Annotated in this window: 18 protein-coding genes; 12 read left to right on the plus strand and 6 right to left on the minus strand. The window is 71.6% G+C overall.

What is annotated here, in order from left to right:
* From VGT06_13060 to VGT06_13090, 7 genes are all read left to right on the plus strand, one after another.
* The coding region (locus tag VGT06_13060; GenBank protein ID HEV8664049.1) for a patatin-like phospholipase family protein at nucleotides 1-464 on the plus strand (464 nt) is incomplete at its 5' end.
* On the plus strand, nucleotides 457-2,007 hold the full coding sequence (locus VGT06_13065; protein HEV8664050.1) for a transglycosylase SLT domain-containing protein: 1,551 nt from the start codon (nucleotides 457-459) through the stop codon (nucleotides 2,005-2,007). The genes VGT06_13060 and VGT06_13065, both read left to right, overlap by 8 nt.
* 92 nt (nucleotides 2,008-2,099) lie before the next feature.
* Nucleotides 2,100-2,723 carry a transcriptional repressor LexA gene (gene lexA / locus VGT06_13070; GenBank protein ID HEV8664051.1) on the plus strand — a complete coding sequence of 208 codons (624 nt, stop codon included), beginning with the start codon at nucleotides 2,100-2,102 and terminating at the stop codon, nucleotides 2,721-2,723.
* A gap of 123 nt (nucleotides 2,724-2,846) precedes the next feature.
* A complete protein-coding gene (locus VGT06_13075; protein HEV8664052.1) occupies nucleotides 2,847-3,017 on the plus strand; it encodes a hypothetical protein in 171 nt (56 codons plus the stop codon).
* A 234-nt stretch (nucleotides 3,018-3,251) separates the two neighbouring features.
* Complete coding sequence (locus tag VGT06_13080) at nucleotides 3,252-3,701, plus strand: hypothetical protein (GenBank protein ID HEV8664053.1); 450 nt, start codon at nucleotides 3,252-3,254, stop codon at nucleotides 3,699-3,701.
* A gap of 19 nt (nucleotides 3,702-3,720) precedes the next feature.
* Nucleotides 3,721-4,164 carry a DUF3568 family protein gene (locus VGT06_13085; protein ID HEV8664054.1) on the plus strand — a complete coding sequence of 148 codons (444 nt, stop codon included), beginning with the start codon at nucleotides 3,721-3,723 and terminating at the stop codon, nucleotides 4,162-4,164.
* 62 nt (nucleotides 4,165-4,226) lie between these two features.
* Nucleotides 4,227-5,174, plus strand: coding sequence for an AAA family ATPase (locus tag VGT06_13090; protein HEV8664055.1), 948 nt, complete (start codon nucleotides 4,227-4,229; stop codon nucleotides 5,172-5,174).
* A 9-nt stretch (nucleotides 5,175-5,183) separates the two neighbouring features.
* Here VGT06_13090 and VGT06_13095 read toward each other — a convergent pair whose 3' ends face one another.
* From VGT06_13095 to VGT06_13110, 4 genes are read right to left on the minus strand one after another with little or no spacing between them, the layout of a single operon-like run.
* The gene (locus VGT06_13095; GenBank protein HEV8664056.1) at nucleotides 5,184-5,453 is read right to left on the minus strand and encodes a hypothetical protein; all 270 of its coding nucleotides are present in this window, start codon (nucleotides 5,451-5,453) and stop codon (nucleotides 5,184-5,186) included.
* Nucleotides 5,446-6,126: a ThiF family adenylyltransferase gene (locus tag VGT06_13100; protein ID HEV8664057.1), complete on the minus strand. Its 681-nt coding sequence runs from the start codon at nucleotides 6,124-6,126 to the stop codon at nucleotides 5,446-5,448. Before VGT06_13100 ends, VGT06_13095 begins: the two co-directional genes overlap by 8 nt.
* A gap of 10 nt (nucleotides 6,127-6,136) precedes the next feature.
* Nucleotides 6,137-6,805 (minus strand): hypothetical protein, encoded by a 669-nt coding sequence (locus tag VGT06_13105; GenBank protein HEV8664058.1) that lies wholly within the window; start codon nucleotides 6,803-6,805, stop codon nucleotides 6,137-6,139.
* Nucleotides 6,802-8,520 carry an ATP-binding protein gene (locus VGT06_13110; GenBank protein ID HEV8664059.1) on the minus strand — a complete coding sequence of 573 codons (1,719 nt, stop codon included), beginning with the start codon at nucleotides 8,518-8,520 and terminating at the stop codon, nucleotides 6,802-6,804. The genes VGT06_13105 and VGT06_13110 overlap by 4 nt, the downstream gene beginning before the upstream one ends.
* Before the next feature lie 171 nt (nucleotides 8,521-8,691).
* Here VGT06_13110 and VGT06_13115 point away from each other — a divergent pair, with 171 nt between their 5' ends.
* Both VGT06_13115 and VGT06_13120 read left to right on the plus strand, forming a co-directional pair.
* Entirely contained in the window at nucleotides 8,692-9,555 is an 864-nt protein-coding gene (locus VGT06_13115) for a M23 family metallopeptidase (protein ID HEV8664060.1), read from the plus strand.
* 9 nt (nucleotides 9,556-9,564) lie between these two features.
* Nucleotides 9,565-10,497: a cytochrome c oxidase assembly protein gene (locus VGT06_13120; GenBank protein ID HEV8664061.1), complete on the plus strand. Its 933-nt coding sequence runs from the start codon at nucleotides 9,565-9,567 to the stop codon at nucleotides 10,495-10,497.
* 117 nt (nucleotides 10,498-10,614) lie between these two features.
* On the opposite strand, the gene VGT06_13125 is transcribed toward VGT06_13120, so the two are convergent.
* Entirely contained in the window at nucleotides 10,615-10,989 is a 375-nt protein-coding gene (locus VGT06_13125; GenBank protein HEV8664062.1) for a hypothetical protein, read from the minus strand.
* Between the two features lie 139 nt (nucleotides 10,990-11,128).
* On the opposite strand from VGT06_13125, the gene VGT06_13130 reads away from it, so the two are divergent.
* From VGT06_13130 to VGT06_13140, 3 genes are read left to right on the plus strand one after another with little or no spacing between them, the layout of a single operon-like run.
* Nucleotides 11,129-12,064: an AAA family ATPase gene (locus VGT06_13130; protein HEV8664063.1), complete on the plus strand. Its 936-nt coding sequence runs from the start codon at nucleotides 11,129-11,131 to the stop codon at nucleotides 12,062-12,064.
* 10 nt (nucleotides 12,065-12,074) lie between these two features.
* Entirely contained in the window at nucleotides 12,075-13,076 is a 1,002-nt protein-coding gene (locus VGT06_13135) for a DUF58 domain-containing protein (GenBank protein HEV8664064.1), read from the plus strand.
* The gene (locus VGT06_13140) at nucleotides 13,073-15,136 is read left to right on the plus strand and encodes a DUF3488 and transglutaminase-like domain-containing protein (GenBank protein HEV8664065.1); all 2,064 of its coding nucleotides are present in this window, start codon (nucleotides 13,073-13,075) and stop codon (nucleotides 15,134-15,136) included. Before VGT06_13135 ends, VGT06_13140 begins: the two co-directional genes overlap by 4 nt.
* A gap of 4 nt (nucleotides 15,137-15,140) precedes the next feature.
* Here VGT06_13140 and rpe read toward each other — a convergent pair whose 3' ends face one another.
* Complete coding sequence (rpe, locus tag VGT06_13145) at nucleotides 15,141-15,800, minus strand: ribulose-phosphate 3-epimerase (protein HEV8664066.1); 660 nt, start codon at nucleotides 15,798-15,800, stop codon at nucleotides 15,141-15,143.
* Between the last annotated feature and the right edge of the window lie 10 nt (nucleotides 15,801-15,810).

Below are 15,810 nucleotides of genomic sequence, written 5' to 3' on the forward strand. Positions count from 1 at the left end.
CGCCCCTGACCGATGCGCTTCTGGCGAGTTCGGCCCTTCCCTTGCATTGTCCGGTGCTCGTGGGGGGAACCCCGTACTATGACGGGGGGCTCGCGGGCAATCTCCCGGCCCTCGTCGCGCTGGATCGGGGGTACCGGGTTCTCCTCTGTATGCCCCTCGGGGTCGTCTTCCGCCGGGAGCCGGGCTGGCGGGGGCTCCTGCCGTGGAAGGCGGTGGATGCTCTCGGATGGGCCATGATGCGGCGCGAGATCCGGGCCTGTCGGGCGGCCGGGGCGAGGGTGCTGGAGGCCTACAGTGCAGCGGTGGAAGCGGAGAGCGTTTTTGCCTTCGATCGCCTTGACAAGCTCGAGGAAGAAGGGTATAAGGCGGCGTCCTTCGTCGTCCCATGCCTCCAAAGAGTGCTGGCGGCACGAGAGCCAGCGGGCGGCTGGCCACCTGTCTCGCCCGAGGAGAGGGATGTCTGACCCGATCCAAAGGCTCCGCCAGATCCTCCTGACCGTTCTCCTCGTTCTTCTGCTCCCCTTCTCGTTCTCGGCGCCGGCCGCCGACGACGGACCGCCCGCCACGAGCATCCGCCCCGGCCCCGATGGCCCCACTGGAGGCGAGGCGTCGAGGGGGGGTCCCCCTCCCGCGAGCGCCGAGACCGAGGGGCCATTGGCCAACGGTGGGCCGGCTGCCACTCCCGCGCACACCGAGGCCGCCACCCCCGTGCCGGGCGAGGAGGAGACGGTCCCACCCGGCAGCGAGGAGAGCCAAGAACCCCTCCCCGGCGACGCCGTCCCCGCGGAGACGCTGGTCACACCCGAGGACGCGAGCGTGCTGGACCAGGCTGAGGCGGAGACGGAGCCAGCGGAAGGCACCCCCGAGGAGGAGGCCTTCGGTGTTCCGATCGAGCTGAACGACAAGGTCCGGGCCTACCTCGATCTCTTCACCGGAGAACGCCGGGACCGGATCCAGGAGGCCTTCGACCGGGCCGGGCGCTACCTCCCCATGATGCGGGCCATCTTCCAGGAGCAGGGCCTCCCCCGCGACCTGGTGAACCTGGCCTACATCGAGAGCGCCTTCAAGGTCCGCGCCTACTCGCGGGCTCGGGCTGCCGGGATCTGGCAGTTCATTGCGGGGACGGGGCGGAAATACGGCCTGCGCGTCGATTGGTGGTTGGACGAGCGGCGGGACCCGGAGAAGGCCACCCGGGCGGCGGCGGAGTATCTCAGCGACCTCTACGGAATGTTCGGCTCCTGGCCGCTCGCCATCGCCGCCTACAACGCCGGCGAGGGCAAGGTCGCCGGCGCGATCCGCCGCCAGAAAACGACGGACTTTTGGCGCCTGCGCCTCCCCCGGGAGACGAAGATCTACGTCCCGGCGTTCATGGCCATGACGATCCTGGCGAAGGATCCCGCCCGGTATGGGTTCGTCCCTCCTGCCGAGGAGGTGACCCCCACCGAGCCGCTCATGCTCGGAGAGCCGCTCGACCTCCGCATCGTCGCTCAGGCCGCGGGGGTCGCGCTGGAGGACCTCCGGACCCTGAACCCGGAGCTGAACCACCTGGTGACGCCGCCCCACAGGTCTGACTATCGGCTGCGGGTCCCGGCCGGTTCCGCCGCGGAGTTTGCCGAGAACTTCGACGAGATCAAGAAGACGCGCCGGGTGACCTGGCAGCGTCACCTCATCCGCCGGGGGGAGACCCTCTCCCAGATCGCCCGGCGCTACGACACCTCCGTCCCGGTCCTGATGGACCTGAACCGCCTCCCGAGCCGCCATCGCCTCCGGGCTGGGCGCTCCCTCGTGGTTCCGCTGATGCACCTGGCGCTCGCCGAGGAGAACGGCTCCACCCGCCCCCTCCCGAGCGCGGAGAGCAGCCCCCGCACGTACGTCGTCAGGCGAGGGGACAGCCTCTGGCGGATCGCCCAGGTCTACGACGTGTCCACCGGTGAGCTCCAAAAGTGGAACGACCTCGAGGGTACGGTGATTCACCCCGGCCTCCGCCTCCGGATCCACCCCGAATAGTCCCTCCCGCTCTCGACGCAAACCCCCTTGACAGGCTATACGTTTGTATAGTAAATTCCTCCCGGCGGGCTTCCCGTCTCCGAGAGGGCACTATGGCACAGGGACTGACGCCAAGACAGCGCGAGGTCCTGGAGTTCATCAAACGGTTCCTGGAGGAACAGGGCTATCCCCCCACGGTCCGGGAGATCGGCCGACATTTCGGGTTTGTCCCCCGGTCGGTCTTCGATCACCTGAAAGCCCTGGAGCGAAAAGGATACCTGAAGCGGGAAGCGACCAAGTCCCGTTCTCTGCAAATCACGGATCCCGCTTTCCCCGGCCGCCGCCTCCCCCGGCCTCGAGAGGTTCCCATCGTGGGACGGGTTGCGGCAGGGCGCCCTCTGCTCGCGGTGGAGAACCTGGAGGGCGCGGTTCCCCTCCCGATGGAGTGGACCAACGGGGGCGAGGTCTTCCTCCTTCGCGTCCAGGGGGACAGCATGGTCGGCGCGCACATCCTCTCGGGGGACCTCGCGCTGGTGCGGCGCCAGGAGAGCGCGGAGAACGGCGACATCGTTGTGGCGCTGGTGGAGGAGGAGGCAACCGTCAAGCGCTTCCAGCGTTCCGGCCAAACGGTCACGCTTTTCCCCGAGAACCCCGCCATGGCCCCCATCACCCTCGTCCCGGGAGCCCGCTTCGAAATCCTGGGGAAGGTGATCGGCGTCTTCCGCCGCCTCCCATAGCGCCGGCCTGAGCGCCGTCATCCCACCCGGGCACCCTTCTTGCACTCGTCCCTCCCGGCTCGCATCGTCCCCCGTTCGCCTCCGCGGACGGGCCGGGTCTCATCCCCGGGTCTGGAGGGTGGTATGGCGGAGACGAGGCAGAAGGGAGCGGGGGAGGGGAACAGCATGTTCGGGCTTCTCCTCCCGGTCCTGCTCGCCCTGGTCCTTGCCTTGGTGCTGAATGCCTTCTCGGAGGTCCCGCCCTCGGCCCCGGACGCTCCCTCCTCGGCCCCCCGGACGAGCGACAACCGGTGAACGGACCTGATTGGCCTGGGAAGCCCCCCGCCGCCGGGGTGGAGAAAGGTAACACGGGGTCTTCCGAGGCCGCTCTGTCAAGAGGGGCAGGGCTTTAAACCCCTGCCAGTTCCCAGGGTCCAGCCGACCCCGGCCGGTTGCCCAGCCGGGAACGGAAGTTGCAACTCCCGCGAGCCAGCTGCGTACCACGCGCGAGTCCGGCCGGGCGCGGGACGCGAGATGGAGGCTGCTCCCATGGTCCTCATCCATAGTTTCTCGTTCCTCAAGCAGGTGATGGTGCCTCACGTCCGCCGTCTCGCAGAGCGCTACATTACCATCCTCGCCCTCTCCCCGGAGGGCCGGACGCGCCAGCTGCGGCTCTCCCGCCTGCGCCTCGCCGGCCTCGGGATGGCGGGAGCCCTGCTCCTGGGCGTGGCCGCCTGGGGGTTCCTCGGCGAGTTCCAGGTCCGCGCCCAGCAGTACCGCGTGGCCGCCCTCCGAGAGGAGAACCACCTCCTCCTGATCCAGCTCCAGCAACAGGCCGCCCTCATCCAGGCCCTCCAGGGGGAGATGGGGAAGCTGCAGGCCTTCGAGGGGCAGCTCCGGATCCTCTCGGGGCTGGAGCCGGGGACCGAGCCGCTCGTCGGGGTCGGCGCAGGGGGCGGGCGGGAACTCCACCAGCAGAAGCGCCAGGCACTGCGGTAGCGGCCCGAACGAGCGGGCCATGCGCTGTCCCCCCCGTCTGCTCCCCCTCCTGATTGCCCCCTTGCTCCTCGGCACCGGTTGTGTGGCCGCCTCCGCGGTCGGCTCCGCCCTCGGCGCCGCCTTCAGCGGCATGGCCTATCTCTCCAACGGAAACGCCGAGCGGACCTTCGTGGTCAGTCTGCCGGAGGTCTGGCAGGCCAGCGTCGCGGTCCTGCGCCTGATGGACCTGACCATCAGCGAGGGGACGCGGGACGAGCAGACGGGAGAGCTGAAGGGAGCCACTCCGGACCTGACGGTTACCCTCACCATGAGCAGCGTCACTGCCCGGGCCACCCGGGTGACGATCGAGGCCGTCGAGGCATCCTACGGGAAGGACCGGGCCACGGCCGCCGAGATCCTCAACCAGCTCGCCCTCCTCCTCCCACCCACCCCGTCTGCTCCCCCGCGCCTCCAGGGCGATTGACCCACCCGGGGGGATATGGTAAGGGAGGGACAATCCCTCCGGCGCCACGCCCAGGAGCCCCCATGCCATCCCCCAAGTCGAGCCGCGCCGCACTCCCCGATGTGACCATCCGTCGTCTGGAAGATCTCCTGGCTACCCTCGCGAAGCGCTTCGGCGATCTGCGGGGGAAGGTGGACATGGACCCGCGGCCGGGGGTTACTCTTCAGGAGATCGGGGGGCTGGCCGCGGCCAAGCGGGAGATCCAGAGCCTTGTCTTCGGCCTGCGCCAGCCGGACCTACACAAGCGGTGGGGGACCGTGCCAGCCAAGGGCGTGTTCCTGTACGGGCCCCCCGGCACCGGAAAGACGCTTCTCGCCAGGGCGCTGGCCCACGAGGCGGAGGCGGTCTTTTACCACCTGCGGATCCGCCATATCGCCTTCAAGTGGTACGGGGACTCGGGCGACCTGATCCAGGAGGTCTTCCAGGCGCTCGGGGGCAACGGACGGTGCGTGCTCTACCTGGACGAGATTGAGGCGCTCTCCTTCGACCGGATGTTCCCGGGGGAGGAGGCCCGGGCGGCCAGCCGCCGCGTCATCACGGTGGTCCTGGAACGGCTGGAGGCCCTGGCGGGGATGGAGGAGACGCTGGCGGTCGCCTCCACGAATCGGCCCGATGCGGTGGACCCCAGCCTGGTGGGCCCCGGCCGGTTCGCCCGGCTCATCGAGGTCCCGCTCCCGGACGGGGACGAGAAGCGGGAGATCCTGGCCCTTCACCAGCGGCGCGCCGAGGCGGCCGCCGGGCGACCCCTGTTCCAGAACGTGGACTACGACGCCATCCTGGCGCGGACCGTGAAGCTGAGCGGGGGGGATTTGGCGGAGATCGTCCAGCGAGCGCTTGAGGAGAAGGCCCGGTGCGAGGGCGCGGGGGAGCAGCCCGGCCCCGTGGAGACCGACGATATCCTCCGGGTCATCGAGGACTACCGCCGGATCAAGGAGGTGGTGGAGAAGATTCGCTACGGCCAGTATCTGTGAGGCCGCCCCTCACGCGCAGCCCTTCTCCCCCGCCAGCCGCACGAACTCGAGTTGCTGTCCCGCCTGCAGCAGGTGACCCTCCGCGACCACTTCCCCGCCCACGACCGCGACCGCCCGGGGGCTGATGTTCAGGGGCTGGGCGAGGGCCTGCCGGATCTCTGCCACCGTCCGCCCGGCGACGTCCACCTCCAACGCGTGGATCCCATAGAGGATCCGCACCGTCGTCGCCGTCCGGCCCGCCGGGCCGGTCGCGCTCGCCTGCCGGAGCTCCTCACTCACGGGAACGCCTCCGCTCCACTGGCTGGCTCCTGCCGGCCAGGATGTCGAGGTACACCTCGCCGTACCGGATCCCCCCCTGCTGCCAGGCGTAGAAGGCGTTCAGCATGGCCGACGCCACGGCCAGGTTCGTGAAGAGGAGTTGCGGGGCCCCCGCAGCGGCCGCCGCGTCGCAGGAGGCGTCGGCGGGGGAGCCGTCACCGGGGAATGCGATCTCGGGGTGGAACCGGGTGAGGGGAGCCGAGAGGTCCCGCCCCCCCTCGCGGCAGTAGACCTGCACGTTCCCGTCTGTCCACTCGTTCCCCCCCGAGATGAGGAGGAGGTCGGCCAGCCGCTCGCAGTGGTCACTGATCACCTTCCGGGTCCGGTGGTTGTCCACCCCGAGGAACACCACGTCTCCACTCCGGATCCAATCGGCCGCATTGGCGGCCGTCACAAACTCCGGGACGGCCCGAACGGAGAGGCCGGGGAATTCCTGAGCCACCTCCTCCGCCTTCACGCGCGCCTTGTTCCCGGCGGCCCGGAAGCCTTGCCGCGGGAGGTTCCGCTGCTCGAAGGCGTCTCCGTCCACCAGAGTCAGGCGGCAGCCGGTCCCCGCGTAGTACAGGTACCGGGAGAGCGGCGGGAGGAGGGCGCAGCCGATCCCTCCCAAGCCGATCACCTTGATCTCGAGCATCCCCGCCCCCTCAGATGGCCGCCGGCGGCCCCTCTTCGTGGATGTCCCGGGGAACCTCCTCCACGTGCAGGCGGCGCAGCCACGCGGGATCGGCCGGCAGGCCCCCATCCCCGGGGAGGGCTTCGAAGACCTCTAACGGCGTGAGGGGAAACCGGCGGCCGTCCACCACCAGCGAGCAGGCGTAGGTGGGTCGCCGATCGAGCGTCCCCACGGTCACGTGGAGGCCATCCGAGTGCCGCTCGTCCCAATCGTCGAGATCCGAGTGGAAGGCCTGGGCCCCCGCATGACTGTGCAGGGTGCCGACCCGGATCAGGCCCGGGGGGCACGGCCCGATCTGATAGCGGGCATGTCCCCCGGCCACCACCTGCTCCGGCACCTCCAGCTCGAAGGCCGGCCCCTCCGAGCGGCAGAGGAGGAGGGCGACCGCCTCGGCCTGATGGCGCCGGTAGACCTCCCGGAAGAACCCCAGGGCTCGGGCCAGGAGCGCGGCGGGGACCCGTGGGCCGCGCCAGCGGACCTCCTCCTGCGCTGGGGCGAGCCAGGGCAGGCCCCGAGCCGGCGTGCAGGAACTGAAGACGGGGGTCCGCTTGACCAGGAAGAGTCCGTCCCGGGTGAGGAGGTAGTAGACCGCATCGGCCGGCTCCGCAAAATCGGCCCCCTTGAGATAGAGGGGGATCACGACCGCCCTCCCCGCTGATACCGGGGGGGAAGAAATCGGCGGGAGGAGCAGCAGGCCACCGCCATCGCCTCCTGAACCCGGAGACTCTCCGCGCTGAGCGCCGGGATGAAATCCTCGATGGCCCACCGGTAGTCCGCCTCCTCTATCGCCGGCTCCCCCCGCGCCCGCGCATGCCGGTAGGCGCGCAGGGAGATCTCCTCGATGTCCGCCCCCGTGATCTGGCCGGGATGCGAGGCGTCGCAGTGGGCCGCCAGTGCCGCGAAGTCCACCCGCCCCACCGGGAAGGCGTGCTTGCGCGGCATCACGGCAAAGATGCTGGCCATCTCGGCCGGGTCCGGGAGGACCAGCGGGATCCGCTCGGAGGCCCGCCCGGAGCGCTGCTCGGCCACGTCGAGCCGGTCGGGCCGATTGCTGATCCGGATCCAGAGAACCTGGCCCTGGATGCGGGGGTTGCCCGTGAAGTCGAAGCGCATCTGCCGGAGCCGGTTGGAGACGCCCGAATCGGCGGACGCCTCATCCCGGGAATGCTCGCTCTGGTCGGCCTCATCCTCCACCACCACCACGGGGGTCATGGACCGCAGGGCCTGGAGGATCTTCCAGTAGTTCCGCTCCGACTGCCCCACCCACCGCTCGCGCGCGTTGATCACCTTCACGAAGTTGAAGCCACACTCGTACGCGAGCGCCTCCGCGAGGGCCGTCTTCCCCACGCCGGGGGGCCCGACGAGGGTGATCCCGCGTGGGACCAGCTTGACCTCCCCCTCCCGGAGGGCTGCGATGACCTCGCGGAAGAAGGCCTTGACCGGCTCCAGGCCGCCGATGGACTCCAGGCCGAACGCGGGCTCCAGGACCTCCAACATCCCCTGGAACTCCTGGCGGAGGAGCTCCCCTTTCCGGGCCTTCACCTCCTCATGGGCGAGGGGCCGGGCGCGCCCCGCCGCCTCCTTCAGCAGGCCCTCCAGCTGGACGCGGGAGAGGCCGGCCGAGGCGGTGGCCAGCTCCTCCACGGTGAGCCCCCCGTCCCGCCCGTCTCCGGCTGCCCGCGCCCGGAGGAAGGTGAGGCGCTCGCCGTGGTTCGGCAGGGGGATCTCGAGGGCCTCCACCCGGGAGCTGGGATCTCGCAGGCGTGGGTGCAGGTCGGTCAGGGCACTCACCAGGAGGAGAATCGCGGTCCCGACCGCCGCGAGCCGTGGTTCCTCCGCCCAGCGGAGGAGGGCAACCAGCGTCCCGCGATCCTCCTCCGACAGCGCGGCCAACTCGCCCGCCGGCACCAGCGTCTCGGCGAACTCCAGGATGAGGAGCACCTGCTCCTGCTCCTCGTCCGGGAGACAGAAGCTCCGGAGCGCGCGGTCCAGGAGCGGGACCACCTGGGCGGGCGCAGTCGGGAGCCGGCGCGTCCCCTCGGGCTCCCCCAGCGCCTGGGCGGCCCGCTCTCGGAGGGCCTCGGGGGAGCCCGGAGGGGGCGGTCCGTAGCCTACGAGGGCCCGGAAGCGGGCCTCGGTCGTCCCGTCGAGGAAGGAGAGACCCGCCGACCGGTTGTAGCAGATGACGCGGGCCCGATGCCCGAACCGCCGGGTGAGGAAGGTCCGCAGCAGGACAAACTCCCCCCCGAGCGGGACGTAGTCCGCCACGTTCCCGTGCAGGAGGAAGACGGAGCCGGTCCCCGCCCCGACCTTCGCCTCGAGGGACGCGACCCAGTCCGGTGAACCATCCCGCATCGCCGGTTCCTCTTCTCCCTAACTAGCGGATTTTCCTCGCGCCGCCACTATAGCGGAGCGAGGCCGTCCGTGTCAACGGCGGCGCCGGACCGTCCGAGAGCCTGCCTTGACAGGGCCGGATGAGTATGTTTTCCTGACCCCGCCATGCACCGAGCGGCGGCATCTCGATCCTTGACCCTCCTGACGCTCGCGGTGCTCCTCGTCCCCCGGGGGGCGGCGGCGGGTCTGGCCGCGACCATCTCCCATGCGGAGGCCCGCCAGGGGGACATTCTCGTCGTGCGCGTCAGCGTCCCGGAGGCCCCCGAAACCCTCCAGGGGAGCTTCGCCGGGCGGCCCCTCCTCTTTGTTCCGGAGGGGGACGGCGCGTACCGGGCCCTCGCCGGGATCGACCTGCAACAGCCGCCCGGAACCTATTCGGTCACCCTCCACTGGCGTCCCCCGGAGGGCGACGTGACGCACGAGGTCCCGGTCACGGTGCGGGATGGGGCGTTCCCGATCCAGCGGCTCACCCTCCCGCCGCGGATGGTGGACCCGGATCCAGCAGACCTCCCCCGGATCCAAGCAGAGCAGGAGCTCCTGGAGACGGTGTTCGCCGGTTCGGACCACACCGCCCACTTCTCGGGACCGTTCCTGCCCCCCCTCGACCCCGCCTTCCAGCCCTCGGGGACCTTCGGCCGCCGCCGCCTCCTGAACGGGCGCCTCCGGAGCCCGCACTCGGGGGAGGACTTCGCTGCGCCCGTGGGGACGCCGGTGGTGGCGAGTCACCAGGGCCGGGTGGCCCACGTCGGCGAAATGTATTTCGCCGGCATGAGTGTCATCCTGGACCACGGCCTCGGCCTCTTCACCATCTATTTTCACCTGGACGCCACCGACGTGGAGCCGGGTCAACTGCTCGGGCAGGGCCAGCTCCTCGGACGAGTCGGGGCCACGGGGCGGGTCACGGGCCCCCACCTGCACTGGGGGGCGCGGCTCGGCCCCGCCCGCGTGGATCCCATGGCCCTGCTCCGGCTTGGCGCCGCACCGGCCCGGCCGTAGGAACGCGCCATGGGACCCCGGCCCTTCTGTGGTTGCCTCGCCCTCCTCCTCGCCGCCTGCGCGCCCGGGCCCATCCCGGCCCCGGAGCGAGCGGCTCCAGCCCCTCCCACCGTGACCGGCGCTGCCTCGCCGGTCGACGCGGTCCGCGGCTACGTGCGGGGCCTCTACGCGCGGGACTATGCCGCCGCCTACCGTTTCCTGACCTCGGCCGACCAGCGCCTGAAGTCTGAGGCGGAATATGTGGAGGAGAACCTGGGCTTCGCGGGCTTCCCCCTGGAGCTGAGCCGGCGCCTCGCCGACCTCATTCGGTTCCGGGAGCGAAAGGTGGAGGTCCAGGGGGACCGCGCGACCGTCACGGTGCATCTGACGCTCCCGGATGCGAGCGCGCCCCTTCTCCAGAAGCTCCTCGACGAAGCCGAGAGGCCCGACCTGACGGCGGAGGGGAAGGCTCGGCTCCTCCGGCAGGTAGCGGCCCTGGAGCGGTCCGGGCAGTTCCCGGTCGTGATCGGCGAGGAGTCCTTCTCCCTGCTCAACGAGGGGGAGCGCTGGGGCGTGTTCCTGAACTTCGCGGAGGCCGTCGTCGTGCGCCTCGAGGGCGCGGTGATGGAGGGCCTGCCCTTTACGTTCACCCCCGCCAGGCCCCTGATGCGGGTCAAACCCGGGGAGACGGTCCAGACCACGTTCCGGGTCAAGAACGTCGGGAAGGGGACCGTGACGGGGAAGGCGCGGCACCTCATCCTGCCCGGCGACGCGACCGCATTCGTGACGGTGGTGCAGTGTTTCTGCTTCCTGCACCAGACCCTGGCGCCGGGCGAGGAGCTCAGCCTCCCGGTCATTTTCCGGGTCGAGTTCGACGCGCCCGAGCCGCTCCGCGCCCTCACCCTGCGCTACGAGTTCTACCCGCTCGAGCGCTTCCGCCCGGAGTGGGAACCGAAGGGCTGACGGCGCCGGGGCGGTCCAGCAGGGAGTCCCTGAGGCAAGCGATACGGAAGGGACGAGTATGGGAAGTCGGGGGTGTCCGGGCGAAGGCGCGCGAGGCAACGCCCGGAGCGGGTGGGACTAGCCGGGTTGACCGCTCGGGGCCGGGGGGCTTTCCTGCGCCCCGCCCTTGAGCACCCGGGCGATTTCGGGGTTGTCGACGAAGGGTTGATAGGCCCCCAGGACGAAGGCGACCTCGTCCCCCTCGTCCACCAGGAGACGGACCTTCTCGGCACCCTCGTCGGTGAAGCTGGCGAGGAGCGCTCCCCACTCCGTCTCCACCACCAGGCGCACCGCCTCCTCCCGCTCCGCCTTCTGGAGGACCTCTCCCACGATCAGGGTCTGCGTCGGCCGCCACCCGTCGGGGAGGTGCGGGCCGAGCCAGCGCGGCAGGAGCGCCGTCCCGGCGATCCCGAGGGCGAGCCCGATCCCGAATGCGACAGCCAAGTGGCGCATGCCATCTCCCGGCGGGGGGCGCCCATGATATGGCGGCCCCCACCCCCGTTCAAGGAAAATCGCCGCACCGGCTGGTACGAATATTGCTGCCTTTGCTCATGACGTCCCGGCCATGCAGGCCTCCGACCATGGAGCCGCGATGAATCCTTCCCCTGTTCCGCACGGGACCATCGGCCGCCTCCGGGCCCAGCTCGAGGGCGTGCTGGTGGGGAAGCCGGAGCAGGTCCGCCTCGCCCTCATCGCGCTGTTCGCCCGGGGGCACCTGCTCATCGAGGATGTCCCGGGGGTGGGCAAGACCACGCTGGCCCAGGGCCTGGCGCGCTCGCTCGGATGCTCCTTCCAGCGGATCCAGTTCACCAGCGATCTTCTCCCGTCCGACATCCTCGGGGTCAACGTCTGGAGCGCCCAGGCCGGAACCTTCGAGTTCAAGCCAGGGCCGCTGTTCGCCCACATCGTCCTGGCCGACGAGATCAACCGGACGAGTCCCAAGACCCAGTCCTGCCTGCTCGAGGCCATGAACGAGGCCCAGGTCTCGCTGGACCACCAGACCCACCCCCTCCCGCGACCCTTCATGGTCATCGCGACCCAGAACCCGCTCGAGTACCACGGGACCCACCCGCTCCCCGAGTCCCAGATGGACCGGTTCCTCATGCGGATCCACATCGGCTACCCCGCCCCCGAGGCCGAGCGGCGCATCGTGACGGGGGAGGCCGGAGGGGTCCCGCCGAGCCTGCCGCCGATCCTCTCGACTGCGGAGGTCTGCGGCATCCAGGAGGCGGCCGAACGGGTGGAGGTGGACGTCGCCCTCACCGGGTACGTGATGGCCGTTGCCCAGGCCACCCGGGGGAGCGACGCCTTTGCCCTCGGCGCCAGCCCCCGCGCGGCCCGCGCCCACTTCCGCGCGGCGCAGGCCGCCGCGCTCCTGGCCGGCCGGTCCTACTGCGTCCCCGACGACGTGAAGGGACTGGCCATCCCGGTCCTGGCCCACCGGCTCCTCCCCAGCGCGCGGGGGGAGGCATCGGGGGGCGCCGAGGCGGCTCTCGCGGCCCTGCTCGACGGAATCCCGGTCCCGTAACCCGGCTGCCATGCGGTTCGGCTCCTTCCCCCGCGCCCTCCATCCCACCCAGGAGGGGTGGGGTTTCCTCGGCCTCACGGTGCTCCTCGGGGTAGCCGCGCTGAATTCGGGGAACAACCTCCTCTACCTCGCGGTCGCCCTGTTTCTCAGCCTCATCGTGCTCTCCGGCCTTCTCTCGGAGCAGGGATTCCGGAAGGTCCGGGTCAGTGTCCGCTTGCCCCGCCGTTGCTTCGCCGGGACGCCGGCACCCGTTCGGGTCACGGTCCAGAACGGCAAGCGCCGCCTGCCCTCATACGCCCTCCAGCTCCGCCTGGCCGGCCAGGCCGGCGGCCCGCAGCTCCTGCGCCTGGGACCGGGGGAGGCGGCCACGGCGACCGTGGAGCGCATCTTCCCCCGCCGGGGTCTCCACATGCTCCCGGCGCTCCGCCTGGCCACTCGCTACCCCTTCGGGATTTTCGCCAAGAGCGCCCCCGCCGCGCCGCAGCGGCCGATCCTGGTCTACCCGGCCCTGGCTCCCCAGGCGACAACGCCGGCGCTGGAGACGGGGGACCAGCAGACGGCCCGGCGGCGGGGAGCCGGCAGCGAGCTCTTCGACATCCGTCCGTACCGGCCGGGAGAGGACATGCGCCTCATCCACTGGCCGGTCACGGCCAAGGCGGGCCGCCTGATGCTGCGGGAGACCGCGGGGGAGACCGGGGGGCGCCTCACCATCATCCTGGAGCGGGCTGCCGGCGCCAGCGTGGAGTCGGTGGAGGCAGACGTGAGCCGGGCGGCGGGGGCGGCCGTGGAGGCCTGCGCCCGGGGGGCGGCGGTCCGGCTCCTGGCCGGCCGGCGCCAGGTGTCCTGGGGAACGGGGGAGCGCCATGCGGACCGGATCCTGCGGGAGCTGGCCCTCCTCGACCCCGCGGGGGACGGCCTCCCCGCGGCGGGGGAAACCCGCGTCCCGGGGGAGCGAGGCGGAACGCTGCGGCTCGCCCTCGGGGCCGGCCGGCCCGGAGCGGAGGGACGATGACCTTCGGCTCCGCCCTCAAGTTGGTCCTCTTCCTGCTCGCCGGCGACGGCCTGCTCGCCCTCTGGCTCACGGGGGAGCTCCCACCCCCCCTGGCCGCCGCGGCAGGGCTGCTCCTCCTCCTTGGCTGGTGGGCCGAGCCGCTCCGGAGCCGCGGCCTCCCCCCCACCCCCCTCCTCGCGGCGATCCCCGGCCTGCTCGCCATCGGGGCAATCCTCGATTTCCTGTTCGCGGCCGAGGCCCTCCTCATTGTGGCCGTCCGCCTCCTCCTCGGCCTCACCCTCTACACCTGCTGGACGATGCGGACACCGCAGGATCGGTGGCGGCTCGCCCTCCTGAGTCTGATGGCGGTGGTCGCGGCGGCGGGTCTCACGACCCGGCCGGCCTTCCTCGCCGCCTTCGCCGCAGCCGGCCTGCTCAGCGTCTGGGTCCTCGCCCTCCTGCATCTCGAAGGGGCAGCTCCCCCGGCGGCGGGCCTCTGGGCGCGCCGCGACGTGGCGACGGCCGGCTTCTTCCTGGGGACCGGCCTGCTTGCCTTCACTGCCTTCGCCCTCACCGCCCTGTTCTTTGTGCTCCTCCCGCGCCTGGGGGGGAGCCTCGCCCTCGGACCGGGCGGAGGGGCGAGCGCCACCGGCTTCGCCGAGCGCGTCACGCTCGGGACATTCGGCCGCCTCACCCAGGACGAGACGGTGATCCTCCGAGTGGCCTTCCCCGAGGGCCGGCCGGGGGGGCGGATCTACTGGCGGGGACTCGCTCTCGACACGTTTGACGGGGAGGGCTGGGACCAACGCGACGCCCGGCGAATGCCGCTCGCCAGGCTCCCGAATGGCTTCACCCCGGTCGCGCGCCCCCGCTCGCGTCGGCTCCTCCGCCAGGAGATCTCGCGGGAGGCGCTGGACACCCGGGTCCTGTTCGGCGCGGGCTGGCCGGTGGCACTGTCCGGCCTCCCTCCGGGCCTGAGCCAGGACACGGGGGGCGCCCTCTACCTGCCCGCGGGGCGCGCCGTCCCGATTCAGTACGTGGTCCTCTCGGATCCGACCCCCCCCGGCGACGGGGAGCAGGCCCTCCCGACAGCCGAGCGCGAACGCCACCTCACCCTCCCATCCCTCGACCCCGCGATTCCCGCCCTCGCCCGGGAGGTCGCCGGCGCGGGGGCGACTCCCGCGGAGGCAGCCGCCCGGGTCGAGGCGTACCTCTCTACCCAGTTCACCTACAGCCTGGACCTCACCCGGCCGGCCGGCCGGGGGATCCTGGAGGACTTCCTCTTCGGGCGGCGGGAGGGGTACTGCGAGGTATTCGCGACCGCGCTGGCGGTGCTGCTCCGGAGCCTGGGGATCCCGGCGCGGCTGGTGGTGGGCTTCCTCGACGGGACCTGGAACGAATACGGGGAGTACCTGGCGGTCCGGCAGGCGGACGCGCACGCCTGGGTGGAGGCGTTCCTGCCGGGCGAGGGATGGCGGACGTTCGATCCCTCCCCGCGGGCTGCCTTCGACGCCGCCCGACCGCCCCCACTCCTCGGAGGAGCCGGAGGCTACCTCGATTTCCTGTGGCTCCGCTGGAACCGCTACGTGGTGGGCTTCTCGGACGCGGACCAGCTCGGGCTCGCCGTGCGCCTGCGCGCCCAGTCTTTCGGCTGGGGCGAGGAGGCTGCCCGCGGGTGGGAGCGGCTGCGGGCCGCGGCGAGGGCAGCGCGGCCGGTCCTCCTCCTGGTCCTGGCCGCCGCGGTCGGCGCGGCGGGCCTTCTCGCCTGGCGGCGGAGGGGATCGGGCACCCCGGCTCGCTCAACTGCCGCTGCCCCGACCCCTTTTTACGCTCTCGCCCTCCGGCGCGTGAAGCGTGCCGGCTTCCCGAAGCCGCCTGGCCTCACCCCCGCCGAGTTCGCCGAGTCGGTCGTGAGCCGAGGCGGGGAACCCTTCACCCCGCTGCGGGAGCTGACGCTCGCCTACTACGCCGCCCGGTTCGGGGGAGTGCGCCTGTCGGCAGAGGCGGAAACCCGCCTCCTCGCCCTCGCCCGGGCTCTCCCCCGCCGCCCCCTCGCTCCCCTCCCCCGACGGACCCGGTAGGGGATCACGGCTCCCCCCGAAGCCGCCGCCGGATCTCCCGCAGGGTGGCGGTCCGGTCGGGGCTGGTGAACACCGCGGAACCGATGACCAGAATCGAGGCCCCGGCGGCGGCGACGGCCTGGCAGTTCTCGGGCTTGATCCCGCCGTCCACCTCCAGCTCACAGGAGGCCCCCAGGGCCTGGAGGCGTCCCCGGGCGGCCGCGATCTTGGCCTCCACGAAGGGGATGAAGCGCTGCCCCCCGAACCCCGGGTTCACCGACATGAGCAGGATCAGGCCGCAGTCCCCGAGGACCTGCTCGACATGGCCGAAGGGGGTGGACGGGTTCAGAGCCACCCCCGCCTTCGCCCCCGCCTCCCGGATCTGCTGGAGGGTCCGGTGCAGGTGGGGGCAGACTTCCACGTGCACGGTGAGGCCGTCGGCCCCCGCCTCCACGAAGGGGCCGAGATGGCGGTCCGGGTTCTGGACCATGAGGTGGACGTCGAGGAAGAGGCGGGTCCGCTTCCGGATGGCCCGCACCACGTCGGCCCCGAAGGAGATGGCGGGGACGAAGTGGCCGTCCATCACGTCGAGGTGGAGGAGGTCGGCTTCGGGCTCCACCGCCGCGATCTCCTCCGCCAGCCGGCCGAAATCGGCGCTCAGGATCGAGACCCCCAGCTTCGCCATGGGACCTCCG

Origin of the sequence: Candidatus Methylomirabilis sp. (genome assembly GCA_036000645.1) — a bacterium.
Classification (GTDB): Bacteria; Methylomirabilota; Methylomirabilia; order Methylomirabilales; family JACPAU01; genus JACPAU01.